At 41.1% G+C, this 26,362-nt stretch carries 25 protein-coding genes and 4 tRNA genes; 9 read left to right on the forward strand and 20 right to left on the reverse strand.

What is annotated here, in order from left to right; genetic code table 11:
- Nucleotides 1-27 precede the first annotated feature (27 nt).
- Genes aroC through ABWV45_RS02475 form a run of 4 tightly spaced genes read right to left on the reverse strand, consistent with a single transcriptional unit; the run spans nt 28 to nt 3,917 of the window.
- Nucleotides 28-1,122 (reverse strand): chorismate synthase, encoded by a 1,095-nt coding sequence (gene aroC / locus ABWV45_RS02460; protein WP_353348331.1) that lies wholly within the window; start codon nt 1,120-1,122, stop codon nt 28-30.
- Nucleotides 1,123-1,157: 35 nt separating this feature from the next.
- On the reverse strand, nt 1,158-2,078 hold the full coding sequence (prmB, locus tag ABWV45_RS02465) for a 50S ribosomal protein L3 N(5)-glutamine methyltransferase (protein ID WP_353348333.1): 921 nt from the start codon (nt 2,076-2,078) through the stop codon (nt 1,158-1,160).
- Nucleotides 2,079-2,123: 45 nt separating this feature from the next.
- Nucleotides 2,124-3,056 (reverse strand): patatin-like phospholipase family protein, encoded by a 933-nt coding sequence (locus ABWV45_RS02470; protein ID WP_353348335.1) that lies wholly within the window; start codon nt 3,054-3,056, stop codon nt 2,124-2,126.
- Nucleotides 3,057-3,917 carry a DUF4892 domain-containing protein gene (locus ABWV45_RS02475; protein ID WP_353348337.1) on the reverse strand — a complete coding sequence of 287 codons (861 nt, stop codon included), beginning with the start codon at nt 3,915-3,917 and terminating at the stop codon, nt 3,057-3,059.
- Between the two features lie 66 nt (nt 3,918-3,983).
- Here ABWV45_RS02475 and ABWV45_RS02480 point away from each other — a divergent pair, with 66 nt between their 5' ends.
- Together ABWV45_RS02480 and ABWV45_RS02485 are read left to right on the forward strand one after the other, a co-directional pair.
- Nucleotides 3,984-4,565: a DTW domain-containing protein gene (locus ABWV45_RS02480; RefSeq protein WP_353348339.1), complete on the forward strand. Its 582-nt coding sequence runs from the start codon at nt 3,984-3,986 to the stop codon at nt 4,563-4,565.
- On the forward strand, nt 4,565-6,397 hold the full coding sequence (locus tag ABWV45_RS02485) for a DUF885 domain-containing protein (protein ID WP_353348341.1): 1,833 nt from the start codon (nt 4,565-4,567) through the stop codon (nt 6,395-6,397). The genes ABWV45_RS02480 and ABWV45_RS02485 overlap by 1 nt, the downstream gene beginning before the upstream one ends.
- Here the strand turns inward: ABWV45_RS02485 and ABWV45_RS02490 are convergent.
- The 4 genes from ABWV45_RS02490 to ybfE all read right to left on the reverse strand — a co-directional run bounded on the left by ABWV45_RS02490 (nt 6,366) and on the right by ybfE (nt 11,197).
- The gene (locus tag ABWV45_RS02490; protein WP_353348343.1) at nt 6,366-8,837 is read right to left on the reverse strand and encodes an efflux RND transporter permease subunit; all 2,472 of its coding nucleotides are present in this window, start codon (nt 8,835-8,837) and stop codon (nt 6,366-6,368) included. The genes ABWV45_RS02485 and ABWV45_RS02490 overlap by 32 nt on opposite strands.
- 119 nt (nt 8,838-8,956) lie before the next feature.
- Nucleotides 8,957-9,412 (reverse strand): hypothetical protein, encoded by a 456-nt coding sequence (locus ABWV45_RS02495; protein WP_353348344.1) that lies wholly within the window; start codon nt 9,410-9,412, stop codon nt 8,957-8,959.
- A gap of 70 nt (nt 9,413-9,482) precedes the next feature.
- Nucleotides 9,483-10,790, reverse strand: coding sequence for a DUF3422 family protein (locus ABWV45_RS02500; RefSeq protein WP_353348345.1), 1,308 nt, complete (start codon nt 10,788-10,790; stop codon nt 9,483-9,485).
- A gap of 119 nt (nt 10,791-10,909) precedes the next feature.
- Entirely contained in the window at nt 10,910-11,197 is a 288-nt protein-coding gene (ybfE, locus tag ABWV45_RS02505; protein ID WP_353348347.1) for a LexA regulated protein, read from the reverse strand.
- Nucleotides 11,198-11,397: 200 nt separating this feature from the next.
- Between ybfE and ABWV45_RS02510 the strand changes: the two genes are divergently transcribed.
- From ABWV45_RS02510 to ABWV45_RS02525, 4 genes are all read left to right on the forward strand, one after another.
- The gene (locus tag ABWV45_RS02510; RefSeq protein WP_353348349.1) at nt 11,398-13,839 is read left to right on the forward strand and encodes an AAA family ATPase; all 2,442 of its coding nucleotides are present in this window, start codon (nt 11,398-11,400) and stop codon (nt 13,837-13,839) included.
- Between the two features lie 176 nt (nt 13,840-14,015).
- A complete protein-coding gene (locus ABWV45_RS02515) occupies nt 14,016-14,447 on the forward strand; it encodes a response regulator (protein ID WP_353348351.1) in 432 nt (143 codons plus the stop codon).
- 82 nt (nt 14,448-14,529) lie between these two features.
- On the forward strand, nt 14,530-16,203 hold the full coding sequence (locus tag ABWV45_RS02520; protein ID WP_353348353.1) for a response regulator: 1,674 nt from the start codon (nt 14,530-14,532) through the stop codon (nt 16,201-16,203).
- Between the two features lie 357 nt (nt 16,204-16,560).
- Nucleotides 16,561-16,848 (forward strand): hypothetical protein, encoded by a 288-nt coding sequence (locus ABWV45_RS02525; RefSeq protein ID WP_353348355.1) that lies wholly within the window; start codon nt 16,561-16,563, stop codon nt 16,846-16,848.
- Nucleotides 16,849-16,893: 45 nt separating this feature from the next.
- On the opposite strand, the gene ABWV45_RS02530 is transcribed toward ABWV45_RS02525, so the two are convergent.
- Complete coding sequence (locus ABWV45_RS02530; protein WP_353348357.1) at nt 16,894-17,373, reverse strand: DUF2753 family protein; 480 nt, start codon at nt 17,371-17,373, stop codon at nt 16,894-16,896.
- A gap of 98 nt (nt 17,374-17,471) precedes the next feature.
- Between ABWV45_RS02530 and ABWV45_RS02535 the strand changes: the two genes are divergently transcribed.
- On the forward strand, nt 17,472-17,864 hold the full coding sequence (locus tag ABWV45_RS02535) for a SirB2 family protein (protein ID WP_353348359.1): 393 nt from the start codon (nt 17,472-17,474) through the stop codon (nt 17,862-17,864).
- Nucleotides 17,865-17,911: 47 nt separating this feature from the next.
- Here ABWV45_RS02535 and feoB read toward each other — a convergent pair whose 3' ends face one another.
- The 5 genes from feoB to ABWV45_RS02560 form a co-directional block, all read right to left on the reverse strand.
- Nucleotides 17,912-20,179, reverse strand: coding sequence for a Fe(2+) transporter permease subunit FeoB (gene feoB / locus ABWV45_RS02540; RefSeq protein WP_353348361.1), 2,268 nt, complete (start codon nt 20,177-20,179; stop codon nt 17,912-17,914).
- The gene (locus ABWV45_RS02545) at nt 20,176-20,415 is read right to left on the reverse strand and encodes a FeoA family protein (RefSeq protein ID WP_353348363.1); all 240 of its coding nucleotides are present in this window, start codon (nt 20,413-20,415) and stop codon (nt 20,176-20,178) included. The genes feoB and ABWV45_RS02545 overlap by 4 nt, the downstream gene beginning before the upstream one ends.
- Before the next feature lie 122 nt (nt 20,416-20,537).
- Nucleotides 20,538-21,374, reverse strand: coding sequence for an NADPH-dependent 7-cyano-7-deazaguanine reductase QueF (gene queF, locus ABWV45_RS02550; protein WP_353348366.1), 837 nt, complete (start codon nt 21,372-21,374; stop codon nt 20,538-20,540).
- Complete coding sequence (locus ABWV45_RS02555) at nt 21,374-22,150, reverse strand: ABC transporter permease (protein WP_353348368.1); 777 nt, start codon at nt 22,148-22,150, stop codon at nt 21,374-21,376. Before ABWV45_RS02555 ends, queF begins: the two co-directional genes overlap by 1 nt.
- Before the next feature lie 4 nt (nt 22,151-22,154).
- Nucleotides 22,155-23,090: an ABC transporter ATP-binding protein gene (locus ABWV45_RS02560; RefSeq protein WP_353348370.1), complete on the reverse strand. Its 936-nt coding sequence runs from the start codon at nt 23,088-23,090 to the stop codon at nt 22,155-22,157.
- Between the two features lie 15 nt (nt 23,091-23,105).
- Here ABWV45_RS02560 and ABWV45_RS02565 point away from each other — a divergent pair, with 15 nt between their 5' ends.
- Nucleotides 23,106-23,501, forward strand: a complete 396-nt coding sequence (locus ABWV45_RS02565; RefSeq protein WP_353348372.1) for a PA2817 family protein — start codon at nt 23,106-23,108, stop codon at nt 23,499-23,501.
- Nucleotides 23,502-23,570: 69 nt separating this feature from the next.
- On the opposite strand, the gene ABWV45_RS02570 is transcribed toward ABWV45_RS02565, so the two are convergent.
- The 4 genes from ABWV45_RS02570 to ABWV45_RS02585 all read right to left on the reverse strand — a co-directional run bounded on the left by ABWV45_RS02570 (nt 23,571) and on the right by ABWV45_RS02585 (nt 24,384).
- Nucleotides 23,571-23,646, reverse strand: a tRNA-Gly gene (locus tag ABWV45_RS02570).
- Between the two features lie 392 nt (nt 23,647-24,038).
- Nucleotides 24,039-24,114 (reverse strand) — tRNA-Glu (locus tag ABWV45_RS02575).
- A 49-nt stretch (nt 24,115-24,163) separates the two neighbouring features.
- Nucleotides 24,164-24,239: transfer RNA gene (locus ABWV45_RS02580), tRNA-Gly, on the reverse strand.
- A gap of 69 nt (nt 24,240-24,308) precedes the next feature.
- Nucleotides 24,309-24,384: transfer RNA gene (locus ABWV45_RS02585), tRNA-Glu, on the reverse strand.
- A 138-nt stretch (nt 24,385-24,522) separates the two neighbouring features.
- On the opposite strand from ABWV45_RS02585, the gene ABWV45_RS02590 reads away from it, so the two are divergent.
- Complete coding sequence (locus ABWV45_RS02590; RefSeq protein ID WP_353348374.1) at nt 24,523-25,308, forward strand: hypothetical protein; 786 nt, start codon at nt 24,523-24,525, stop codon at nt 25,306-25,308.
- On the opposite strand, the gene ABWV45_RS02595 is transcribed toward ABWV45_RS02590, so the two are convergent.
- Both ABWV45_RS02595 and ABWV45_RS02600 read right to left on the reverse strand, forming a co-directional pair.
- Nucleotides 25,305-25,751 carry a MarR family winged helix-turn-helix transcriptional regulator gene (locus ABWV45_RS02595; protein ID WP_353348376.1) on the reverse strand — a complete coding sequence of 149 codons (447 nt, stop codon included), beginning with the start codon at nt 25,749-25,751 and terminating at the stop codon, nt 25,305-25,307. The genes ABWV45_RS02590 and ABWV45_RS02595 overlap by 4 nt on opposite strands.
- A 70-nt stretch (nt 25,752-25,821) precedes the next feature.
- Entirely contained in the window at nt 25,822-26,304 is a 483-nt protein-coding gene (locus tag ABWV45_RS02600; RefSeq protein ID WP_353348378.1) for a glutathione peroxidase, read from the reverse strand.
- Nucleotides 26,305-26,362 lie beyond the last annotated feature (58 nt).

A 26,362-nucleotide genomic window follows, 5' to 3' on the forward strand; every position in this document is an offset into this window, starting at 1 on the left:
GCGTTTTTAACGTCACACTGATAAACATTAAGCCTGAGGTGGAATCACAGGGGTTGTGCAATTCACATCGGCATTCTGCCCACGGTGACGCAGGTAGTGATCCGCCAGCACAATGGCCATCATGGCTTCTGCGATTGGCGTTGCGCGAATACCCACACATGGGTCATGGCGACCTTTGGTGATGAGTTCAGTTTGCTCACCGTTCACATCAATGGTTTTACCTGTCACGGTAATGCTAGACGTAGGTTTTAGAGCAATATGCGCAATGATATCTTGGCCAGAGCTGATGCCACCCAACACACCACCGGAATGATTCGATAAATACCCTTGAGGTGTCATTTCGTCACGATGTTCAGAACCTTTTTGCTCAACCACATCAAAGCCATCGCCGACTTCAACTCCCTTTACGGCATTAATGCTCATTAGGGCATGGGCTAAATCGGCGTCTAAACGATCAAAAATAGGTTCACCTAAACCGGGTTTCACACCTGTTGCCACAACGGTGATTTTAGCACCAATGGAATCCCCTTCTTTACGCAGGGCATTCATGTAGGCTTCCATTTCTGGCACTTTGTCCGCATCTGGGCAGAAAAATGGGTTTTGACGCACTTGCTCCCAATCAAACTTTTCAGCTTTAACAGGCCCCAGTTGCGATAAATAACCGCGTACTTCAATGCCTTTTGATGCTAAGAACTTTTTAGCTATCGCGCCAGCGGCCACGCGCATGGCGGTTTCACGGGCGCTTGAGCGGCCACCACCACGGTAATCACGGAAGCCATATTTTTGTGTATAACCATAATCAGCGTGTGCTGGACGAAATTTCTGTGAAATATCGCCGTAATCTTTTGAGCGTTGATCGGTGTTTTCGATGATCATGCCAATGGGCGTGCCCGTGGTTTTGCCCTCGAAAATACCAGACATGATCTTCACTTGATCTGGCTCACGGCGCTGAGTTGTAAACTTAGAAGTCCCTGGTTTGCGCAGGTCTAGCTCAACTTGAATCTCTTCTTCTGAGATTTCAATACCCGGCGGGCAGCCATCCAAAATACAACCAAGGGCCACCCCATGGCTTTCGCCAAAGGTGGTAACGGTGAATAATTTACCGAATGAATTACCAGACATAAGTAAACTGCTTATTAACTAAAAAATTGGGTTTATTATACACGGAAGTGGTGCTGATGCGCGGCTAGTTGTTCACGGGTAAAGACAAACACACCATCACCGCCTTGCTCAAATTCCAACCAAGTAAACGGCACATCTGGGAAGGTCGCTTCTAGGTTGACCCATGAATTACCTACTTCTACCACTAACACGCCTTCAGGATTCAAGTAATCGCATGCATTTGCCAGTATTTGACGGGTAATATCTAAGCCGTCATCACCACTGCCTAGACCCATAGCCGGTTCATGCTGATATTCGTCAGGCATGTCGGCTAGATCGTCAGCGTCTACATAAGGCGGGTTGGATAGGATTAAATCATAACCGGGTTGCAGGTTAGCGAATAAATCGGATTCAATGGCGGCCACTTGATCAAATAATTGATGACGCTCGATATTTATTTCAGCCACATCCAATGCATCACGGCTTAAATCCGCTAAGTCTAACTGGGCATCAGGGAAGGCTTGCAGTGAAGCAATACCAATGCAACCGCTGCCACAGCATAAATCCAATATACGACTGGGCTCTTTACCGTCCATCCATGGGCTAACACGATTTTGAATAATCTCAGCCAGAGGTGAGCGCGGTACTAATACACGCTCATCCACATAAAACGGCATTCCGCAGAACCAAGCCTCATTGATAAGGTAAGCCACAGGAATACGCTCTTGGATACGGCGCTCAATACGCTCGGCTAATAACTCTCGTTCAGAAGTAATCAAACGACAACTGGCTTGTTGAGGAGTCATTTCAAATGGCATCTGAAGCGACGCTGTAACTAATAGTACCGCTTCATCCCAAGGGTTATCTGTACCATGGCCATAATACACCCCTTGACGCTCAAATTCGCTGGCAGCAAAGCGGATCCAATCGATAATACTGGGTAGCTGCTCTACCGCTTGTTGCATGTCTGTTTTCACTAAAAGTCTCGTAATTTTTTTGCGCAGTTTAACGCAATGTTTCGCTTAAAGCTGCCCATAAGTATTCGCTTCACTGCGCTCGAACCCTTCTAACGCTCGACAGGCTATGTCGTATCCCAACTGTATTTGTTCGTCTGCTCGATAAAACTCATAAAAACGTATGGAGTTTTTAGGGATACGTATAAGTAAATCTGGATGATAGCCCGCTATTTTATATCGAGTTAACGATGCCTGCATGGTATCAAACATTTGGTACACCACACCTAACTTACCAAGGTTGGCTGTCAAAGCCTTCTCGGTTTCAACTTCATCATCACGCTCAAAAAACTGTAGCGTTTTAAGTTTTAAATGAGCAAACCAATTATGTTGTTCTAATTGATGCTTAGCTTGTTTTTCTTCGTTTTCATCTGGGGCTTTCCCTCCGGGCAAAGGCACATCGGCACTTAAATCCACAGCAAAGATAGCATCCGAATGGGAACCTACAACAGGTGTAATAGGTAATGGGTTTAGCACCGCACCATCTACCAATACACGGGAGCCTTTCATGACTGGCATCAATAACGAGGGAATCGCACTTGATGCCCGCAGCGACTCTTCTAAGCTCCCCTTGGTAAACCAAATTTCTTTTTGCTGAGTTAAATCTGTGGCAACCGCTGTAAAAGGAACATTCAAATCTTCAATTTGAATGCCGTTTAGCATCTGAGCCAATTTTGCAAACAGCTTATCACCACGAATGGCACCATTACTTAATAAACTAATATCCACCAATTTGAGTACGTCTAAGTAACTAAGAGAACGAGTCCATTGTTCATATTCATCCAGTTTACCCGCGGCATAAAACCCACCAACCACCGCTCCCATAGAGCAACCCGCTATGCTTTTTATCTCGTAACCTTTTTCTAATACAGCACGAATAACCCCTATGTGAGCGTACCCTCGAGCCCCACCACTACCTAATACTAACGAGATACTTTTCATTTATTTTTTAAGTACTACCAGTTCAATACGATCATTTAAATTTGCTCTTGGTAACATCGCACCGCCACCATGCGCATAAAGATTTTTAATAAAGCCTCCAGCCTTGGCTACTTGATCAAGCAGACCATCTGCTTGTAATTGAGTACGCTCAATTAAGGCTTGGTTTTCCATACCGCCATAACGATGCACCACTAAAGCAAAACGCTCATTGGGGTTTTCTTTCAATAGGCTTTTAAGCCACTGTATTTGTGCATCACGCAACAAGGTTTCATCACCTAGCTTAGAAAGCACTATGTAACCTTGATCAAATAAAGTTTGTGCTAAGCCTTGTTGAACAAATCCATCTAATTTATCCACCTCGCCTTTGTTTAATTCTATTTTTTGCACATATCCGTAGACTCTTTTAGCGCTACGCTGTGAAGTATAGATCACCCAAACGCTGGGTTTACGCCCATCACTTAATCCAGCCCAGTAATATTGATCACTATCACGGCCATACAAAATAGATTGCTTAAATACCTGATTCGCAAAGTCGTTACTTAACCCGCATTCTCGGCCTTTGCATTCAAATAACGTGGTTGTTTGCTTACTTAACTGGGCTTTTAAGGTATTAAACCCCTCTTGGCTATTGTGTCCCTCAGGAAGTTTCCATAACCACTGGGTAACATTAGCTTGAAGGCGGGTTTCTGCTTCTGGTTTTAAACTGCCACTAATACGCTGTATGGCGCCTAATATCAGCCAGTGATCTTTAGATTCCTGAGTATTATATATTTTTTGCTCACTACCTAGGATCGGCTCCAGAGCAAAAGCAGTATGAGTTGCGGTAATTAAAACTAAAAGTTGAACCAATTTTGTTAACATGTAGCTACCTTGCACGTTTTTATATTTCACTAAGTGTAATTTAATCCTAAAAAACTGGATGTGAAAGTGTCTTTAATTTATTGCTATCGTTGTACTTTACCTATGCAGGACTGTGTTTGCCAGCAAGCACCTAGTATACAACTCCCTAAACCATGTAGCTTGCTGTTTCACCCTAGGGAATACAGTAAACACAGTAACACAGGCAGACTGGTCAAAATTGCTACGAATGTCCAAAGTGAAACTTGGCACAGATTAAAAAACCACCAACAAAGCGCGCAATTTGAAGGTTTTGCTCTACTGTACCCTCACGAGCCCGAATTCCTGTCTGATACTACAAATAAAACCCCACTAAAGGATCAACACGATATTAAAGGCTATCTATTGATCGATGCCACATGGCAAGAGTCCCGTAAAATGTTGCGGCAAAGCCCGTGGCTTGCACAACTGCCACGAATCAGCCTAAATGCGCCAAACAGTAAATATGCCCTTAGACGTAATCAAAGCAACCTCGGTTTGAGTACCATAGAGACGGTTAGTCATCTGCTTTTTGAACACAATCAGAGGAATTCAGCCAAAGAACTGTTAAACTTTTTACAAATTTTTCAATCTGCATATCTTCAAGCACAACAAGCTGGATTATTGAAATAATGTCATTACCTCAATCCGTAAAAATTACCTTATTTAGCTCCCTATTGGCTCTAACTTCTGCCTGCCAGTTAAATAGCAAACCTCAAGTTAGCCCTGAACCTATTATCAGCCAACAACAAAAGGATGAAAGCTTAGCCCAAGCGCTAGCCGTCATTGAAGAATATGGCGAATGGCTTCTGGCCAGTAGCCCAATGCTACAAGCATATCGTGGCCTTAAAACCAATTACACAAAATGGGACGATTACTCCCCTGAATTTGAAACCAAACAACTAGAGCAAGTCCAAGCCTTTTTAACCAAGATTAGCGCCATCGATCTTGCAGCGTTAGATCAAGCAAACTCCTTGAGCATCGCCATATTGAAAAGAGACTTAGAAAACCACATCAAACACCATGAATATCGTTTAATGAGCTTCCCTGTTAACCAAATGTTTGGTATTCACACAGAAATCCCAAATTTTTTAAGCAATATTCATCAAGTTGAAAATATTGAAGACGCTCGTCATTACATTGATCGTGTTAAAGATGTAGACCTATTGATGGATCAACTTATCAACCAGTTAACACTCAGGGAGCAACAAGGTATTCGCCCTCCTGCGTTTGTATATGACAACGTAATTGCAGCATGTGAGAAGACTATTTCAGGGTACCCCATTGATAAAAGCAAAATCCATAATGTAATTTGGAGTAATTACCTGAAAAAAATTGAACCGCTGGGCTTATATGACTCGAGCTCTAAAATCCTTGAAAACCGTCTTGAATATTATTTAAAGCGAGACTTTAAGAAGGCTTATACAAAATTAATTAATCACTTAAAAAAACAAAAAGCATTTGCCAGTGCAGATACTGGGTTGCATCAATTTAAAGCAGGTAAAGATTATTACAACCTAAGACTGCAAGCCATCACCACCACCCAACTAAGTGCAGAGCAAATTCATCAATTAGGTTTAAATGAAATTGAACGTATTAAAGCTGAAATCACCCTGTTATTGCCAAAACTAGGGCAACCAACCATTGAAGCCTTATTTGAATACACCCGCAATGAGAAAAGCCTTTATTACAAAGACAACCAACACGCTTTAAAAGACAGCAAAGCCTATATTCAATCTATGAACTCTCAACTAGCTAAAGCGTTTATTGATATACCGGCCATTCCAATGGAAGTGGTTGCAGTAGAATCCTATCGCGAACAAAGCGCGCCTGTGGCTTTTTACCAAAGCCCAAGTGATGATGGTAATCGCCCCGGTCGTTACTATATGAACCCATCTAAACTCAATGAAATGCCCAAGTTTCAATTTGAAGCATTGGCTTATCACGAGACGATTCCCGGCCATCATCTACAAACAATTTATGCACAACAAAGCACTGTGATTCCTGAGTTTCGTCGTCACAATCACTTTACCGCATACAGTGAAGGCTGGGGGTTATATGCAGAAACCCTTGCAAAAGAGCTAGGGGCCTATCAAGACCCTTGGAATGAGTACGGCCGCCTACTAATGGAGTTGTGGCGCGCCAATCGTTTAGTCATTGATACAGGGCTACATTATTACGGCTGGGACATAGAACAAGCATTGGCCTTTCGATTAGCAAACACACCTTTTTCAAAAGAAGACTCGCTCAATGCCATCAAGCGATACTTAGTCATGCCAGGTCAGGCAACTGCGTATAAAGTAGGACAATTAAAATTCTTAGAGTTAAAGCAGTTAGCGCAAAAAACATTAGGCCGACGTTTTAATTTGCCAGCCTATCATGCGTATATTTTAAACCTAGGGCCGTTACCTCTTGATCTTCTAGAGCAAGAGGTTAAGGCTTGGATTCAGCGCCAAGAGGCTTAAAGATAATCAACAATCTAGGCAACAGGGTTAGCACTAATATCAATGCAATCAGCATGGCAAGCCCTGTTAGAAGACCAAAATAAATAGTCGGAATAAAGTTCGACAACGCTAAAATTGAAAAACCTACTATTACGGTTAAAGAGGTGTAATAAACCGCCTTACCAATAGACGCATGGCAATTTATCACCGCCTGCTGATACTGGCCTACCACGTCAAACTCTTCTTTAAATCGGTGTATGTAGTGGATGGTATCATCCACCGCGATACCAATGGTGATAGCCGCAATGGTAATGGTCATCATGTCTAACGGAATACCCGCCCAACCCATAACCGATAATACAACACCGGCACTTAATAAATTTGGCACGATGGCGATTAAGGCCATTTTCCACGAACCAAATAATAAAATAAACATGAACATAATGCCCACAAACACGGCCCCCAGTGTCAATATTTGTGAGGTGAACAAACTTTGAAGCATGTTGTTGTACAGCACCATCATACCAGCCAACATGTAATCATCCGGCTTTAGCTCTAGTTTAGCCTGTAAGTCGGTTTCAATACGTTGTAATAGCTCAGCCCTTTTTAAATCCGGAAGGCTGTCGTAAATGCGTAAACTAATACGTGCCTGTCCATTTTCAGGGGACACATACGGGGTAATCACAATGGATTTGAACTCTTCTGGAATGGCGCTGTATAAAAGCGCCAGCTCAAAGCTGCCTAGCTCTGAGCCATGAATCTTTTCGGCCACTTCTACCATAGTGGCTAAAGACAATACTTTACCAATTTCAGGTTGCGCATCTAAATAGGCATGCACCTGCTTAATACGGTTTATTTTTTCAGTGGTGAACCAGTACTTTGTTGGATCTTCTGGTTCTTGTTCGTCAAAGAAAAAATCGTCGTTTTCTTCTTCTTGCCAGTCTTGATTCACAACCGGAAATTGCAAAACTACCTCTAAAGGCGTGGTACCACCTAAGCGCTGATCAATCACTTCCATACCCTGATATATTTCAGTGGATTGCTTAAAGTAATTAATAAAACTATTTTCCACTTTTAGCTGGGCCAACCCCAACACCACTAATGCAAATAGCCCAATACTGGCAAAGATCAACTTACGTCCATGCTTAAGCGTAACCCATAAAAATAAGTCCGTTATTGGGCTGTGATTGTTTACATTACCCGATTCAGTTCGTTTACCCGCCAATAAAGCAAAAATAGGGAATAGTACAAACACAATAGCCAAAGCGACAAATACACCTGTGGCCATCATCCAACCAAAATCAATAACTGGTCGAATACCACTGAATATTAGTGAATTAAAGGCAACCATGGTGGTTAACGCCATATACAAACAAGGCTTAAATATATGACCAATAGTCTCTTTTACTAAATCTAGCTGGCTAGCATCAGGGTGTTCACTATGGGCTTCTCTATATCGCACTATTAAGTGAATACACATAGACATGGACATGATCAAAAGCAAGCTGACAAAATTGCTAGAGATCACCGTCACTCGCCAGTTAAATAACCCCAATACACCAATCATTACTGCCACTGTAATAGCGCAGCACCCTAAAGAAATAATTACCCAACGCACTCGGCGGAAAATGAGCATTAAAGTAACAATTAAAAATAAAAACACACCCATGCCAAAGGTAAATAAATCACTTTCAACATAGGTAATCATGTCATCAGCAATCATTGGCACACCACCTAAATAAATCTCAGCTTGAGATTTATAAGGAGCGATTACTTGGCGAATTTTGATTATGTCTTTATGCAACACAGCTGCGTTTTCAGCATTCAGCTCTTTAATTGAATGCTCTAATTCATTTAGCTTTTGTAAATCTTGTGCTGATAAGTGGTCAATTTCTTGTTTTTTCCAAATATCTTCTCGTGCTTTAGTTAACGCGCGGTGGCGATCATTAAATGGACGATTAATTTGAATGGCCGTTGTGTTTTGCTCTAAGTTCAACAGCATGTTGTTATAAATGGGGGAGTTTGCCAGCTCTTGCTTTGCCGCTTCTACATCCACATCTGGATGCTCAAGGGTTTTAATATTATTAACCAAGTCTGTCACTGGGACAGGTGGGTTTTCTAATAACGGTACATCTAGCAAGGAATAGATAGATTCAACACGGGGTAATACCTTTAATTCATCCCGTATTTCTTTCAATAGGCTTAACGAGGCTTCAGAAAACAACGGCCAAGGAGGCGTGTAGGTGACGATCAAAAACTCACTGCTGCCAAATGTTTCAGCCACGTCACGATAATTGATCAAGTCTTGATCATTTTCTAGAACAAGAGACTCCGCCGATGCATCTAATTCAAAATGCTTAGCACCTTGAAACACCGCCAATATCAGTAGCAAAATGACAATAAGTGCTGATTTAGGGCGAGCCAAAATAGTATTTTGGTACAACTGAACAAGGCGTAACATACGATATAAAGACGGCTTTCATATTAAGTAGCTGGCCTTTATAAAAGTATGCTGCCTAACATGCAAGGGTTAGACAGAAACAATCTGTTACTTATTTGAAGTGGAACTAAAACTCATACCTAAGAATGAGGTTTAAGGTAGCTATTTAACTGAGCCAAAGAACCCATTACACCTAAGACTGCCTGTTGTTGCATACATTGAATGGCTTCGAGTATCTTCACTAAGCGTTCAAATTCTAGGCATAAATCCCAAGGAGCTTGCGTCTCATACAACAGTTCCAGATAACAACAAACAAAGTCATAACTATCACGTAGCTGCTGATTAAAGGCTTCTTCTTTGTAAGACTCTAAGGAACCCAGTAAATCCTGCACTTTTAAGAGCTCTTTCGCCCCTTCGCTATCACCATAAAGGGATTCATGGCAAATGAAGCGACGTAAGAACAATATACTGGCCTGAAGCATATTAGCTGCTTGATCTGGCGAGCTTTTGGCGCTCGCCATTGATTGCCAATCTGGAAGGCCGTCTTCCTGACGTTTGTAGTTGCTTTGAGAGCTAGGATCAATTGACTGTGTCATAAAGCTGTCCTTTAGGTAATTCTTGCCACAGTGAAGCGATAAGTATGCCAATATCCTAACATTTATTTCATCACTTTGACTTGCGTGCAATGGCCTTAATGTGATGCCGTACACTTAAATACACCCCACCAAGAACAATCGGCATAGCAATACCTGAGGCGACCTTGGCGTCAAGCGGTAACCCCCACCTAGCCATGCCTTCAAATCCATAACCCAGTAAACTTAATAAGTAGTAACTAATAGCCACAACAGATAAACCCTCAACCGTTTGTTGCAGCCTCAATTGTAGGCTAGAGCGGCGATCCATAGACACCAATAAGCGCTGGTTTTGGCTTTCAATACTCACTTCAACCCGGGTACGTAACAAGCTAGTAGTACGATGAATGCGTCGACTTAAGTCTTCAAGCCGATCTCTTACGCTATTACAAGTACGAATCCCCGGGGTTAAACGGCGCTCAAGGAATTCACGCATGGTCTGTATACCGCTTATTCTTTGCTCGTAAACTTGTTCCATTCGCTTACCTACTAAGGCGTGATAAGCATTTGTTGCCGAAAAACGATAATTAGTATCGCTACGAAATTGCTCCACTTTGGCCGCAATCAAAGAAATACGCTTCAAAAGTGCGCGTTCACTCTCCTCTGATTTGATCTCAGCAATTTCTTGGTTAAGCTGCGCTAAAGACCGCTCCATTTCAGATACCTCACTACCTAGGTCTCGAGCTACCGGCAAACCCATTAGCGCCATTAAACGATAGGTTTCCAACTCCAATATTCTCTGAATTAAGCGACCCGCCTGATAGTCGTTCAAGCCTTTATTATTAATGAGGCATCGACCAAAACCATCACTGTGCAATCTAAAAGTAGTTAAAGCCTTGGCCTTACCATTGGCCACATGAGAACCCACAGGGCGCTGCCCTTCAAAAAAATGAGACTGCTGACTTTCATCCATTTCGTCATTTTGAGCGCGAATATTCAGCGCCACGACAATTTCACCGGGCAATTGATTAATCCAATCTTTAGGTATAAATGCTAAGCCAAATTCGTCTTCTTTTTGACTATCAATGGCGCGGATAAAGGTATAGGTTGAAAATTCAGTATGACATTCCCAACGAAATTCAAACCCGCCAAAGCTTTGATAAAAACAAGACGCTTCCGGAGCCGGAGGGTTCACGCTAAAACGCTGACACAAGGCCACTACTAAATTATATTCTTCTTGAACATCTCCCTCACCTCGGATCATAGCCAAGTGAGTCACATAACACGGAGTCTCAATTTTGGGTGATGGGCGGGTATGCAATTCTTCATACAAAGAGTTGCGGTGAGCATAAATGGGTAAACTTAAATTTTGCCCATCTTGATTAAGTTGAAGTTCAGACATTCACAAGCCAACTGCATTAAGGAGTGCGCATCTTACCACAGCTTTTAAAAAGCAAAAAAAGCCGCTAAAGACAAGCTTTAGCGGCTTACAAGCAGGAGACACTGCTTAGTAAAAACTATTTAAGGTGATTCTTGTTCCATCATTTCAAACCACTCTGTAATGCACAACTCAACGATTTCAGTGCGAGTGCAAAGCTGCTGTTTAGCGTACTCATCTAAACGTGCCACTAAATCTTGTGGCATTTTCACCTCCATACGTCGCATCCCACGGTGCTTATCTCGCATACGTTGCACGCGCTTGTTAATGCGAATTTGAACCTCACGAGGATAAGGGTTTGAGCGAGGACGCCCTCTTTGCGCCTCTTTGAACATATCAATGGTCGTACGATCTTCTAACTGAACGCCCATATTAAAAATCTCCCATTAAAATTCCCAATTAAATATGACCTGTCATCGTTAATATGTCAATTTTTTAACCAATAAATTTGCTTAACCATCAAAAAGTTGTCGCTGTCAGTCCAAAACACAGGAAAACCCCCAGATTTGCTTGCTCGAAAAGGCAAATCACCATAAGGTTCAAAATAGATAAAAATGGAGTTCTACCTTTAATGGCAAAAGCGACACACCCTTCTTTGACACCTGATCAATTAAGCATCCAAATTCCAAAAGACACCCTAACCTTTGAAAAAAGCAATGAGCTCACTCCTTATAATGGTGTATTAGGTCAAGACCGAGCCGTAAGCGCCATCCAATTTGGCGTAGCGATGGATCGACCGGGTTATAATGTGTACGTTATGGGTGATTCTGGCACTGGCCGCAGCTCATACATTACCGAGTACCTAAAAAGCGAAGCCAAGCGTCAAAACAGCCCGAGTGACTGGGCCTATGTGAACAATTTTGATAATAACCGCGAACCGCTAAAATTAGAGTTAGAAGCAGGCTTAGGCCAAGCCTTCAAAAAAGATTTAAACAGCCTAATTGATAGCCTGTTAGCAACCTTTCCTGCGGCGTTTGAACACCCAACTTATCAACAAAAGAAAAGCCTCATCGACCGAGATTTTAATTTACGGTATGACCGAGTCATTGACCGTATAGAACAATCTGCTTTAAAACTAAACATTGCTATGTACCGCGATAGTACATCCATCAGTTTCACCCCTATGAAAGATGGAAAAAGTCTGGATGAAACCGAGTTTGCACAATTAGACGAAGCCACCCGTGAAGCATTCCACAATAATATTCACGAGCTAGAAGGCCAGCTTAATGATGAACTCGTACCACTACCCCAATGGAAACGAGAAAGCACCGAAGATTTAAAAAAGTTAAATCAAGAAACCATTGATGAAGCGGTCGTACCATTATTAAACCCGCTGCTTGAAAAATATGCAGAGCTTGCTGATATCGTCAGCTATTTGAACAAAATGAAAGAAAATCTGCATCGAACGGTCATTGCAGAGTTAACTGACGACCGTATTTTAGAAAGCCGTGAAGACAGTGCAAAACGCACGTTTCTTGAAGAAACTTACATGCCAAATCTACTGGTCAGCCGCCAGCAAGATTCCGGCGCGCCAGTGGTTTATGAAGCTCACCCAAACTACGCCAACCTATTTGGTCGCATTGAATACACAAGCGACCAAGGTGCATTAGTGACGCACTACCGTAAAATTTGCCCCGGAGCATTGCACCGTGCTAACGGTGGTTATTTAATTGTGGACGCTGAAAAAATCTTGCACGAACCCTTTGTTTGGGAAGCTCTAAAACGTGCCTTATCTTCGAATCAATTAAAAATTGAAAGCCCTTACAGTGAAATGGGCATGATCAGCACTACAACGTTAATCCCTGAGTGGATTCCATTAAATGTTAAAATTGTGTTGATAGGCTCTCGTAGTACCTATTATCTACTACAAGATCTTGACGATGACTTTAACGAAATGTTTCGTGTACTGGTGGACTTCGATGATCACCTACCCTGTACAGCTGAACATATCGAATCTTTCTCCCGTTTATTACAAAGTCGCTGCGAAGAAAAAGAATACGCACCTCTAAGCCGTGATGGCGTAATTCGCTTAATTAAACACAGTGCTCGCTTAGCTGAAGATCAACGTCAGTTAAGCGCACGCATTGGTGACTTATTTGAATTACTAGCAGAATCAGAATTCATTCGTAAATTAGCGCAAGATGAATGCATCAATGAGAAGCACATAAGCCGAGCTTTAGATGCAAAAGAGCAACGCAGTGGTCGCATTCAAAAAGAAATTCTAGATGATATCTTAGACGGCACCATACTAATTGACACTCAAGGGGAGGCCGTTGGTAAAATCAATGGTCTAACCGTATTATCAATTGGCGACAACTCCTTTGGTGCCCCTGCACGAATCACCGCCACGGTTTATCCTGGTGGTCGCGGCATTGTCGATATCGAACGCGAAGCCAATCTTGGACAAAATATTCATACCAAAGGTGTGATGATTTTAACCGGTTATCTTGGGCATACTTATGCTCAAGAATTTCCCCTTGAGGTTAGTGCTTCCATTGCAATGGAGCAAAGCTATGGCTATGTGGATGGTGACAGTGCATCACTAGCAGAAGCCTGCGCACTCATTAGCGCGTTGAGCCACACGCCAATTCATCAAAGTTTTGCTGTGACAGGCTCTATCAACCAGTATGGTGAGGTTCAAGCCGTTGGTGGTATTAATGAAAAAATCGAAGGATTTTTCGCCATATGCAAAGCCAGAGGTTTAAACTCAAAACAAGGGGTGCTAATTCCTGCATCAAATGTTAAACACCTAGTATTAAAACAAGAAGTGATTAATGCGGTTAGTAATGGCGACTTTTATATTTACGGCATTGAATCGGTTGATCAGGCCTTAGAAATATTAACCGATAAAAATGCCGGTAAACTATCCAAGAAAGGTACTTTCCCTCGGGGCTCTGTCAATTACAAAGTATTAGAGCGACTTCGGGATATTTCGGACATTGGTCGTGAAGACGAACACCATGAGGATGAAAAGGAAAAAGAAGCCAAGGAGGCATCTACTTCAAAAAAATAACGCCACAATATCCCAACAGTAAGGCCAGTAATGCTGGCCTTATTTCCCTCTCTTTCTGGCTAAATAAGCATTCCTTTGCCATAGTTAAATGACCACTCACTCTTGGTATGTAGCGTGATTTTTTATAACCAAATAATCACATTTTTATATTCCATAGGTCTCAAGGGTTTTAAAAAATGATTTCGGCCCCTGTAAACCCCGAATTTGAAGGCTTACACATTCTCGTAGTTGAAGATAATCCCATCAATTACATGGTAATTGAGCAGTACCTACTGAAAATGGGCTGTGTAATAAAATGGGGAGACACAGGAGAAAAAGGCTTTGAACTTTTTAAAGAACACCGCTTTCATTGTGTATTCATGGATTGTATGCTCCCCGGTATGAGCGGACTAGAATGCACAGAACATATCCGTCATCACGAAAAAAACAATCAATTAACCGCCACACCTGTGATTGCCTTAACTGCAGACATTCGTGACAGTAACCGCACCGCATGCATGGAGTGTGGTATGAATGACTTCCTAGGGAAACCATTTAAGTTCAATGACTTAACCCATATGCTGAATTTATGGGTTAATCCTAAAAATCCAAAGCAAAAGTCATTATAATATGAGGTAATGCGCAAATAATAATGTTTGGGTGTCTATACTTACAATTGCACCCTTGTTGTACGGGTTATGGAGGATCTAGATGGACCCAGGTGATGATCTGCTATTTGGTGATGAAACAGAATTCACCTCTGATGATTCCGTTGTGGAATCAAGCAGTACAGATCAAGATTACCTTGTTTTGGTAGTAGATGACGACGAGTACGTTCATCAACTAACCAAAATGGTTTTGCGTGGCTTCGAATTTGATGGCAGCCCTATTCAGCTGGCCAGCGCCATGAGCGCCAAAGAAGCCATTGATTACCTGTCTCAACACGATAATGTAGCCGTTGCATTGGTTGATGTGGTCATGGAAACCGATGACGCAGGCCTAGAGTTAGTCAATCACATACGTAACGAATACAACAACAACGAAATCCGCTTATTAATACGCACCGGGCAACCAGGTGCGGCCCCAGAAGAGTCTGTTTTTCAAGATTACGATATTAATGACTACCTAAGTAAAACAGATATCACCGCACACAAACTAAGAATGGCACTGTTAAACGCCCTGCGCTCTTATCGTGATATTAAACACGCAGCTGAATTACAGCGTCAAATTATGTCAGCGGAGCAAGACTCTCGCACTGCGGAAGCTGCATCCGAAGCTAAATCTCAATTTTTAGCTCATATGAGCCATGAAATTAGAACACCGTTAAACGGTATCATTGGTATTGCGGATATTTTATCCCAAACTCAACTTACTGATGAACAATCAAAATATGTCACAACCATAGAGAAATCCGGTGAAACGTTATTATCAATTATTAATGACATATTAGATTTTTCTAAAATTGAAGCCGGAAAACTAGAACTAGAGATCATTAACTTTTCATTAAGAGAAATCTGCGAGTCCTTAGAAGATATCTTTGTGGCTCAATTGAAAGAGAAAAACCTTAAATATACGTTTGATATTGATCCTCATATCCCAGAATTTTTACATGGGGACCCTCTTCGTATTAAACAAATTTTATTAAACCTAATTAGTAACGGCTTGAAATTCACATCTACAGGCGGCATTCACTTAGATGTTCGTTGCCTAAAAAGCCAACCAAACATTGAACTTGAATTTAGGGTAATAGATACCGGTATTGGTATTCCTCAAGATAAACTCAACACCTTATTTGAAGCCTTTACCCAAGTAGACTCTTCTACTACCCGCAAATATGGCGGTACAGGCTTGGGGTTAAAAATTAGTAAACGCTTAATAGAATTAATGCAGGGCCGTATTTATGTTGAAAGTAAATTGGAAGAAGGTTCCACTTTCATATTCACCATAACCCTTTCAGAAGGCGCAGCAATACAAAAAGAGCAGGTACATGAACACGTATCTGCCTTACCGCTAGCAAATAATCGCATTTTAGTGGCAGAAGACAACCGTACGAATCAACTGGTTATCTCCGCCATGCTTAAACGTTTAGGATATGAATTTGATATCGCAGAGAATGGCGAAGAAGCCATTCTCGCTTTAGATAAAACCCAATACTGCATGGTTTTAATGGACTGCCAAATGCCCGTACTTGATGGCATAAGTGCAACAAAACGCATTCGTCTCAACAAAAAGCTTTCTCACCTTCCTGTTATCGCTTTAACAGCAGGAGCTACCGAAGCAGAACAAAAAGAATGTTTTGCTGCGGGTATGAGTGACTTTCTAAGTAAACCCATTAAGCTAGAGATACTTAAATCTACTATAGCCAAGTGGGAATTTAAACAATAAAGCCAAACAGCTTTATTGTTTAATATGCTTATAAACTCGTTAATCCGCCTTGTCTTAAATACTCTTGAATCGCATCCTCCCCAGTAAAAATCAAATTCATCATCTTTAACAATTTTATATTTATAGTTATTAAAAATTAAATGGATGTACTCTGAATTAAGTTATGCACAGTCTATTTTTTATCATTTTTTTAGACAAACTTTTTATGATCCAGCTGTACACATAGGATTCAATATATGAATAATTTACAAAAAAAATCTAGTTAGAACATTCACTCATGAACAATGGATATTTCTGGAAATAACGACATAACCCGCCTAGATTAAGTGATCACATTCAATGATAAAAAGGTGTCGAATGTCAGAAATGAACCCAATTGTAAGCACAATCGTTCAACACATCATGGTCAATGACAATGACCCCAATGCGTGGCGCAACGAACTTATCCGCAATCATTTCTTTAGCGCACAAGAAGGTAAAGACTTGTCTGACCGAGAAGTATCCTTGGTGCATCACGCCCTTTTAACCCAAAAGTTTAGCCAAATGAGTAGCGAGCAATTATTGGATGAATCCATAAGACTAGATTTACAATATCACGTAAATTTAGAAAGCGAACAGTTCCAAATAGGAGCCATTGGTTATTAAAATCACTAGGCAATATGGGTGTAGCAGACAAGTATTACTTGCCTGCTACACAACAAACATATCATCCACATACTCCATGTAACTCTGCCTTAGCACCCTCTGACTTTCTTCCTTAATATTGCCAGCTAATTGTGACTTATTCATAGATTCCAAAAATGTTTTTAGCTGGTTAAAAGTGGCTTTAATTTCAAGCACAGCTAGCTCCAACACTTTTGACGAAGGCTTAGGCTGACTAACCAAACTTAATAAACGAAAATGAGCATGGCTATAGTAATACTCAGCCTCTTTCTTTTTACCCTGTTTATACAAGGCATGAGCTGTGTTATGGCATGACAGTACAAATAAATGAAGAATGGTATTAAGCTCTTTATCGCCTCTTTCTAGCCATGGCTCGATAATATCCACACTTTTTGCAAAACCTTTACTGGCTTTCTTAAACTCCTTTTGGTGGTAGAGTTGATCAGCATTGAGTGTATGTGATTCCCAATCTTGCAGTACTTCCTGTATATTTTTAGGGTTTTTCATAATTGCCTTTAACACTTAAATGATAATCATTATCATTTAAGTGTTAAAGGCTTCGGTTGTCAAGAAACATTACACATAATTAATATAGGAATACCAATTTGGAATCTTTATACCTACCACTCAGACATACTCACCTACTATTTGTGACCATTAGTATTTTATTTTTTATCGTACGAGGTGGTTTCAGTATCACAGGAAAACAGTGGCAAGAACGAAAAGGAGTGAAAATTGCCGCCCATTCAATTGATACTTTATTGTTATTAACGGGGGTTAGCTTGATGTTTGCCACTGGTTTTTTCCCTCCAGAGCAGGCATGGCTAACCGCTAAGTTAGTTTTGCTAGTGGGTTATATTATGTTTGGTATTCAAACAATGAAAAACCCATCAATCATGAAACGCAGAAGCTATTATGCCGCAGCTATTATTTGTGTATTGTTTATGGTCACTATCGCCAGAAGCCATCACCCATTAGGGTTGTTTAGTGTTCTTTAGGCACAAAAAAGCCCGACTCTTTCGAGTCGGGCTTTCACATTGAACCATTACTTTACCTGAACCAGTGGAATCAGGTTTTCTTTCGCTGCTTGACGCTTACCCGAACGTAAAATCCAAACTGTAAGTAAACTTTGCCATAACAATAGACTGATAACCCAAATAGCTGAAGACGTAGGATGTAAACTCCACATGGCAATTTGATACACACCCACAGCTAAAACATAGGCCACACTAAACGACCAAAGCATACTAAACCCTGCCCAGTAATTACCATGCTCTTTAACAATAGCTCCCACAGTGGCCACACATGGCATATAAAGTAAAATAAACAATAAGTAACTAAAGGCAGCCCAAGGCGTCACAAAAAAGGTTTGCAAAGCACCCAGCGTGGTGACTTGAATTTCTTGGCTAGCTGCTATGGTTTGAGTGTCATTCAAATCCCCCATATCAAGCCCTAATGGGTCAGTAAGATTAGATAGCACATCCATCACATTTACAGGAATGGTTGCAAAAGCTTCACCGATGGCATCAACAAGATTAAACTCTTCAACTGTCGACTCCCCTTTTGAATACAACGCATCTAAGGTCCCAACCACCACTTCTTTTGCAAACAAACCAGTAAAAATACCAACTGTTGCTGGCCAGTTATCCTCTTCAATACCCATTGGCGTAAAGATAGGTGTAATGGTTTTACCCACTTCTGATAGCACAGAGTTTTCTTGGTTTTCATTACCAAACGAGCCATCAGTACCAACTGAGTTCAACACATTAAGCACAATCACCACCAGCACAATGGCTTTACCTGCACGCATTACAAAGCCCTTCAAGCGATGCCAAGTATGCATAAACAAATTACGAGTAGTAGGCAATAAATACGGAGGCAACTCCATAATAAATGAACTACCCTGTGCTGGAAGCATGAATCGGCGCATTAAGAATGCCGTTAATACAGCCACCGCAATACCAATCAAATACAATGCGAATACGATATTTTGACCATTCTCAGGAAAAAAGGCTGCTGCAAATAACGCATACACAGTTAAACGGGCACCACATGACATGAACGGTGCCATCATAGTGGTTACTAAACGATCCCCTTCTCTGTTTAGGGTTCTTGCCGCCATTACCGCAGGAACATTGCAGCCAAAACCTACTATCAAAGGAACAAACGCCTTACCGGGCAGACCCAGTGAGCGCATCATGCGATCAATAATAAACGCTGCGCGAGCCATATAGCCCACATCTTCTAAAAATGAGAGGGCCAAAAACAAGGCCGCAATAACAGGTATGAAACTCGCTACTAGCTGAATGCCCCCGCCAACACCATCGGCTATAAAGGTAGTAAGCCATTCAGGCGAACCAATCGCTGAAAGTAGCCACCTTGGGGTTTCTACAAAAATTGCGGCGGCGGTTAAATCAAAAAAATCGATGAATGCACTGCCAAAATTAATAGCAAACAAAAACAATAAATACATCACCCCTAAAAATATGGGCAGTGCCAGCACACGATTCAATACTAAATCATCAATGCGCTCACCTATGGTTTTCTTTTCATGATGATGCTGCTGAATGACATCATTACAGACATCATCCACCCATGCGTACCGAGACTGAATCAACTCAGAACTAGCTGACTCTAATGGCACATGATCAAAGTCATCTGGGTATTTAGCCTGCTCTAACAATAATGTGGCAAGTAATGGAGACGCTTCAGGATTATTGTGGATTAAGTGAGATTGCAAATCACTTAATTGACGTTCAATTTCAGTTGAAAAGTCATAAGGCCGAGATAAACATGCACCCTTTTGAATACGATTTTCAATCATATCCATCAATGTGACTAAACCATCACCACGTGAGGCAATTAAAGGAATCACAGGGCAGCCTAAGCGCTCTGCAAGCACTTGATGATCTAGGTGCATACCTTTGTTGTGGGCCACATCAACCATGTTTAACGCCACAATCATCGGGATACCCGCGTCATATAATTGCGAGGTCAAATACAGGCCACGTTCTAAACTAGATGCATCTAGGACATTAATGATTAAGTCAGCCTCTTTATTTAAAATAAACTGCTGCGCAATTTGCTCGTCAAGTGAGTCCCCTTGCACATCCGCAATAACACTGTAGGTGCCGGGTAAATCAACAACTTCATATTCCGTCTGAGCATGGAAATATGAACCACTTTTACGCTCAACCGTTACACCGGGCCAGTTCCCAACACGCTGGCGAGTACCGGTTAATGCATTAAATAAGGTTGTTTTACCGCAATTTGGGTTACCAACTAAGCCAATGGTGTAACCTTTCTCAATCATAGTTTATCAACCTTCACACCTTTGGCTTCTTCACGACGCAAGCTCAAATTAAATCCTCTTAAGCGAATTTCAATAGGGTCCCCAAGCGGTGCAACACGTGTAACCTGAAAGCGTGTACCTGGGGTTAAGCCTAAAACCATTAATCTTTGAACCTGACTAGAACCCTCCAATGAGCCAACATTATTGGAAATTATTGCTGAATCACCCACTTTTAGGTCTTGAAATAACATAGACATGGAAGTACCTCAAAACAAAACTACCGTAATGATAATACTTCTCATAAGGAAATGATAATAAATAGATGTATTTATTACATTAAAATGAAGAAGCTCTGCCTATCTTGATGCAGAGCAAACAATTATTGTCGGTCTAACCGTCCAATGAGCGTTTCTTGATCAATTGGCAGCAAACTGCGAGTTGGATTAATATCTAATCCACCACGACGTGTATATCGAGCAGACACTGTCAGCTCTTCAAATCCTCCCAAATTAAGCAAATCGCAAAAAATTTGCTCTACGCAATGTTCGTGGAAATCATCGTGACCGCGATAACTAATGATGTATTTAAGCAAGGCTTCATGATTCAGTCTCACCCCTTTATATTGAATCACAAGAGTGGCCCAGTCAGGCTGACTGGTTACAGGGCAATTAGACTTTAATAAATTGGAGTGCACAGTTTCACTAACCTGTTGCTCATCTAGGCTTAATATCTGGGCATTTGGGGAATACTCGTTAACTTCAACATCTAAGTAATCAATATTCACCCCGAGGTTCTGATGGTTAATAGGGAACCCCATAACCCCATGTAACTGAACTTGAACTTGAGCACCAAACCCAGCTGATAAGTCTTGCTGCAAGCGTTTTTCAACGTCTTGCCGATGATCTAATCGAGTTTGATTAAAACTATTCAAATACAATTTGAACGATTTAGACTCAACAATATGACTGGATTGAGCAGGAATAATGAACTGCGCAATAGCCACCTGTGGCTTACCCTTAAGGTTCAACCAAGACACCTCATAACCAGTCCAAACATCAAAACCAAAAAACGGTAAAGAACCATTTACCTTAATGACCGGCTGATTCAATTTTTCTCGATTCTCATCACGAGCAATAGGAAAAATAAGTGAAGCATCATACTCAGAAACATAATGAGTATGCTTACCTAGTAATAATTCTTTTTTTTCGTGACTCATTAACTTCGAATTCCTTTACCACGTTTTAATAACCACATGCTGTAAGCTGTAAGTACCAAAATCACACTGACTAAAATGGCATAACAAGTAATTAAATTGACATCACTTACCCCTAACATACCAAAGCGAAATCCATTCACCATATACAAAATTGGATTAAATTCTGATACCAAACGCCAACCCTCAGGCAGTAAATCTGTACTAAAGAAAACGCCACCTAAATATGAAAGTGGCGTTAATACAAAAGTAGGAATAATAGACACATCATCAAATTTATTAGCATACAAGGCATTAATAAACCCACCCAATGAAAATAAAATAGACGACAACAAAACAATTGATATCAGCACCCAAAAATTATGCACTTGAATATCGGTAAAAAAGACCGCCACAACCGTTACAATTAGCCCAGTTAAAATTCCGCGAGCCACGCCACCAAATACAAAGCCAGCTAAAATGACGCTATTGGGTACAGGAGCCACCAACAACTCTTCAACACTGCGTTGGAATTTATTGCTAAAAAATGAACTCGATACATTCGCATAGGCATTGTTAATCACGCTCATCATGATTAAACCCGGCATAATAAACGCCATATAGCTTAAACCTGACATCTCACCAATTCGTGAACCAATAAGATTCCCAAAAATAATAAAATAAAGAGTCATGGTAATAGCAGGTGGCAATAAGGTTTGCTGCCAAATACGCATAAAGCGTCGTACTTCTTTTACTAAAATGGTGCTAAAGGCAATCCAGTAGGCTCGTATAAACGTCATTAGATTATTTCCTTACTGCATCAACAAATAAAGTTTCTAAACGATTCGACTTGGGACGAATACCGCTCACACAAATATCTTGTTTATTAAATACACTAAATAAATCATTAATTGCTGTGCCCTTCTCAACATCCACTTCAAAACACCGGTCGTCTTGCCAGTTAACGCACAACCCTAATAAGTCAGGACGCTGCGGATAAGCCTTAGCTAATTCCACCACAAATGTTTGCTTGCGGAGCTCTTCAAGTAAAGCGCGTTTACTGGTGTTTTTGATGATCTCACCATGATTAATAATGGCAATGTTATGGCATAAACTTTCGGCTTCTTCTAAATAATGAGTAGTTAAAATAACCGTTGTGCCAAATTGCTTATTTAATTTAACCAAGTACTCCCACATGCTATGACGCAACTCAATGTCTACGCCTGCTGTCGGCTCATCTAATATAAGTAATTTAGGGTTGTGTACTAATGCACGAGCGATCATTAAGCGGCGCTTCATACCTCCTGATAACATGCGTGAAGGCACATCTCGCTTATCCCATAAATCCAGTGCTTTTAGATATTTATCACATTCAGCCTGTGCCTGTTTTTTAGGCATGCCATAATAACCCGCCTGAGTCACAACAATATCTTGTACTTTCTCAAACTGATTAAAATTAAACTCTTGCGGTACCACACCTAACAGGCGCTTGGCTGCATACCAATCCCCTTCAATGTCTAAGCCAAACAGTTTCACCTGCCCTTGAGTTTTATTTACTAAGCCAGAAACAATGCCAAGTGTGGTAGACTTACCAGCACCATTTGGGCCCAATAACGCAAAAAAGTCCCCTTGTGCCACTTCTAGGTCAATACCTTTAAGTGCCACATAACCGTTTTCATATACTTTTTTGAGTCCCGTAATACTTAGTGCGGGCCCTTGATAATCATTTAATGAGCTCATAACAGTATTGTTTCTATGCAAACCTATAATCCTCACCATCATACTCTGATTTTGTTGAAAGATTTCCTACAATCATTGCAACAAGGTATTCCATTTAACCAAGAAACCTTAGACGAAAATGACGCATCGTTTCTACAGCAACTAAAACAGGTCATCGCACAACTTGAAGCCCGTGATGTAAACGCCACATTTGAAGGCCAAGACTGGTTAGCAAGATTATTTCGCAACTACCCAACATTTGCTCCGCACCTTGGTCGCGAAGTACTCTGGTATTTTGGCGGAGAAGCCTTGCATTTCATGCCAGACGAAGAGATCGCCCGATTCCAACAACTCGATGACCTAGTAGCCGATGCAGATGACAGTTTCGACTATTTAGCCTCCAAACAAGCCATCTTCAAAGCCAACTCATAAACACCGCCTATAGGATGTTACTTTTCTTTAGGCGTAAAAAAACCAGAACAAAGTTCTGGTTTTTTAATTTGGAGCGGGAAACGAGACTCGAACTCGCGACCCCGACCTTGGCAAGGTCGTGCTCTACCAACTGAGCTATTCCCGCAATTCTGTTTCTGAGCATTAGCCTACATAAATGCTAATACGTCAGAATTAAGGGGTATCGTTTAAGGTATACCCTAAGCCAGTACTCTACTTGGTAAAAGAATAGCTATCTAGCTTCTATACTGGTCACTTGTAGTCACCAGCATACTTTTGAATAAGTGGTATCCCGTAGGGGATATCCCTAAACCAGTTCCGCCGCTGATAAATATTGGCGGTGTCCTAGTTTTCTATGCTCGCTACTTAATAAAATCAGCCAGCATAGCTTTGAATAAGTGGTATCCCTTAGGGGATATCCCTAAACCAGTTCCGCCGCTGATAAATATTGGCGGTGTCCTAGCCTCTTATGTCCGTTATTCCCAGTTAAACTGAAACAACCAACACATTCTAAATAAGTGGTATCCCGTAGGGGAGTCGAACCCCTGTTACCGCCGTGAAAGGGCGGTGTCCTAGGCCTCTAGACGAACGGGACACTAAATGACTGAACTCATTAGGCGTTTTGGCCTAGACTAATGAGAGATTGGAGCGGGAAACGAGACTCGAACTCGCGACCCCGACCTTGGCAAGGTCGTGCTCTACCAACTGAGCTATTCCCGCAATATTAGAGTCTTTCACTACCCTAATGACCAGCTTTCACTGGGTATCTTGCCAAACACAAGATAAAAATGGTATCCCGTAGGGGAGTCGAACCCCTGTTACCGCCGTGAAAGGGCGGTGTCCTAGGCCTCTAGACGAACGGGACACTATCCAAAAAACGTCAGTCACGTTTGATGTGGCGCGCATTTTATGTATCTCATTGAATTACGTCAAGTTTTTTCTCATAAAAAAGTTCTGAAATACGGTCTACACTGAATATAAGTAAAGGACAAATAGAAACGCCATGGACTCAATAATCGTATTAGGCGCACTACTGGTGATCACTTTGATCAGCAGTATCTTCGTCAAGAACTACCTTGAGAAGCGCCGTATTGAAAAAGCGCGAGAACTGGTCGATATCCACGATGACCTGCGCCGCATGCAAAATGCCATGAATATTATTCCTGGTATCTACTTTGACATCCCTACTCGCATCTTCATGCTAAAGCGCACCATGCTCCTAATTTCAAAAGTACTAGAACTGGGACAAGACAACCAAAACCTCAATGCACTCTACCAAGATCTAGAAATCCGATTAGAAAAAACCTTGGAGGCAAAAGACGACAGCGTTAAACGCATGAATAAACACAGTCAAATTAATGACCCAGATACAGCCCACGAGATTCGCCAAACGATTAAATTTCTGCATGATCAAATATTAAAATCTGTCAAAACAGGGTTAATCCCCAAATCTCAAGGTTCTCGAGTAGTGAAAAACCTAAAAGTCATCATGCAACGTACTGTTATGGATATGCATTACAATATTGCCCAACATCTACTCAGTAATAAGAAGTTTGGCCCTGCCATGAGTAAATTTAAAGTCACCTTGAGCTTGGTACTAAAAAGTCCGTCTAAACAAGCGCTAACACCATTTAAAGACGAACTAGAAAGAGTCATTAAAAAAATAGAACATAGGCTTAATGAAGGCAGGAAGAAAGCCAGTCAGCAGTCTGCCAATAAGCTTTCAAGTGGTATGGATAAAATCAAAGAAGAAGAAGATTGGGAAAGTAAAAAAAATATTTACGACTAACCTTCTGCACTATTAAATAATTTTTTTAGAGTATCACGCAGTGCAACCAGCTCTTGTGGTTTGATGCTAGCATCACACATGAGTTTTTCAGGTATTTTCTTAGCTTGCTGCTTTAACGACTCACCCAACGCAGTCAGCCGAACCCACACTTGTCGTTCATCTTCATTACTGCGCTGTCGCTGAATTAATCGCTTACTTTCTAAGCGTTTCAAAAGTGGCGTTAATGTACCACTATCGAGTTTTAAACGCTCACCCAAGCTGGTCACCGTAAATTTATGCCCTATGGGCATTTCCCAAAGAACCAACATAACTAAATACTGTGGATAGGTTAAATCCAAGGGTTTTAATAAAGGCTGATAAATCTTGGTCATAAACCGAGAAGCACTATAAAGTTGAAAACACAACTGGTTATCTAACTTTAGTAACTCATCTACTTTATCCATGAAAGCCCTTTTTATATCTATTTAATAATCGTGAAACTTACCTGTAACCGCCCACTGGGTCAAACGTCATTTAACTCTCTAGCAAAGCTTCTACGTGTTTTTTAATGGCACTGGGCTTGGTTGTTGGCGCAAATCGCTTAACCACTTGGCCATTTTGATTGATTAAAAACTTAGTAAAATTCCATTTGATTTTTTGGCTGCCTAATACGCCTCGAGCTTCTTTTTTCAAATATTTATAAAGCGGATGAGCATCATCTCCATTCACTTCAATTTTTGAAAACATGGGAAAACTTACACCGTAATTCTTCATACAGAAACCAGCAATTTCAGAGTCTGTGCCCTTATCTTGTTCCGCAAATTGATTACATGGGAATCCAAGTACTTCTAAGCCTTGTGCTTTAAGGTCTTCATACATGGATTCTAAGCCTTCAAATTGTGGCGTCAGGCCACATTTGCTAGCCGTATTCACCACCAATAAAACTTTGCCTTTAAACTCAGATAATGAGCGCTGATTACCTTGAATATCCAACGCTTGAAAATCATATACTGACATAAATCCCCTTTAGACTTAAATTGCCATAAATTAAATTGTACACAATTATAATTTACAG

Origin of the sequence: Oceaniserpentilla sp. 4NH20-0058 (assembly GCF_040371755.1) — a bacterium.
Lineage (GTDB): Bacteria > Pseudomonadota > Gammaproteobacteria > Pseudomonadales > Oceanobacteraceae > Bermanella.

Coding starts and splice junctions, on each gene's coding strand:
- ABWV45_RS02470 (WP_353348335.1), bottom strand. CDS start 3,056: ATGAAAAGTATCTCGTTAGTATTAGGTAGTGGTGGGGCTCGAGGGTAC.
- ABWV45_RS02530 (WP_353348357.1), bottom strand. CDS start 17,373: ATGAAAAACCCTAAAAATATACAGGAAGTACTGCAAGATTGGGAATCA.
- aroC (WP_353348331.1), bottom strand. CDS start 1,122: ATGTCTGGTAATTCATTCGGTAAATTATTCACCGTTACCACCTTTGGC.
- ABWV45_RS02555 (WP_353348368.1), bottom strand. CDS start 22,150: ATGACGTTTATACGAGCCTACTGGATTGCCTTTAGCACCATTTTAGTA.
- ABWV45_RS02590 (WP_353348374.1), top strand. CDS start 24,523: ATGGACTCAATAATCGTATTAGGCGCACTACTGGTGATCACTTTGATC.
- ABWV45_RS02485 (WP_353348341.1), top strand. CDS start 4,565: ATGTCATTACCTCAATCCGTAAAAATTACCTTATTTAGCTCCCTATTG.
- ABWV45_RS02560 (WP_353348370.1), bottom strand. CDS start 23,090: ATGAGCTCATTAAATGATTATCAAGGGCCCGCACTAAGTATTACGGGA.
- ABWV45_RS02495 (WP_353348344.1), bottom strand. CDS start 9,412: ATGACACAGTCAATTGATCCTAGCTCTCAAAGCAACTACAAACGTCAG.
- ABWV45_RS02525 (WP_353348355.1), top strand. CDS start 16,561: ATGTCAGAAATGAACCCAATTGTAAGCACAATCGTTCAACACATCATG.
- feoB (WP_353348361.1), bottom strand. CDS start 20,179: ATGATTGAGAAAGGTTACACCATTGGCTTAGTTGGTAACCCAAATTGC.
- ABWV45_RS02475 (WP_353348337.1), bottom strand. CDS start 3,917: ATGTTAACAAAATTGGTTCAACTTTTAGTTTTAATTACCGCAACTCAT.
- queF (WP_353348366.1), bottom strand. CDS start 21,374: ATGAGTCACGAAAAAAAAGAATTATTACTAGGTAAGCATACTCATTAT.
- ABWV45_RS02510 (WP_353348349.1), top strand. CDS start 11,398: ATGGCAAAAGCGACACACCCTTCTTTGACACCTGATCAATTAAGCATC.
- ABWV45_RS02520 (WP_353348353.1), top strand. CDS start 14,530: ATGGACCCAGGTGATGATCTGCTATTTGGTGATGAAACAGAATTCACC.
- ABWV45_RS02600 (WP_353348378.1), bottom strand. CDS start 26,304: ATGTCAGTATATGATTTTCAAGCGTTGGATATTCAAGGTAATCAGCGC.
- ABWV45_RS02545 (WP_353348363.1), bottom strand. CDS start 20,415: ATGTCTATGTTATTTCAAGACCTAAAAGTGGGTGATTCAGCAATAATT.
- ABWV45_RS02595 (WP_353348376.1), bottom strand. CDS start 25,751: ATGGATAAAGTAGATGAGTTACTAAAGTTAGATAACCAGTTGTGTTTT.
- ABWV45_RS02565 (WP_353348372.1), top strand. CDS start 23,106: ATGCAAACCTATAATCCTCACCATCATACTCTGATTTTGTTGAAAGAT.
- ABWV45_RS02490 (WP_353348343.1), bottom strand. CDS start 8,837: ATGTTACGCCTTGTTCAGTTGTACCAAAATACTATTTTGGCTCGCCCT.
- ABWV45_RS02515 (WP_353348351.1), top strand. CDS start 14,016: ATGATTTCGGCCCCTGTAAACCCCGAATTTGAAGGCTTACACATTCTC.
- ybfE (WP_353348347.1), bottom strand. CDS start 11,197: ATGGGCGTTCAGTTAGAAGATCGTACGACCATTGATATGTTCAAAGAG.
- ABWV45_RS02500 (WP_353348345.1), bottom strand. CDS start 10,790: ATGTCTGAACTTCAACTTAATCAAGATGGGCAAAATTTAAGTTTACCC.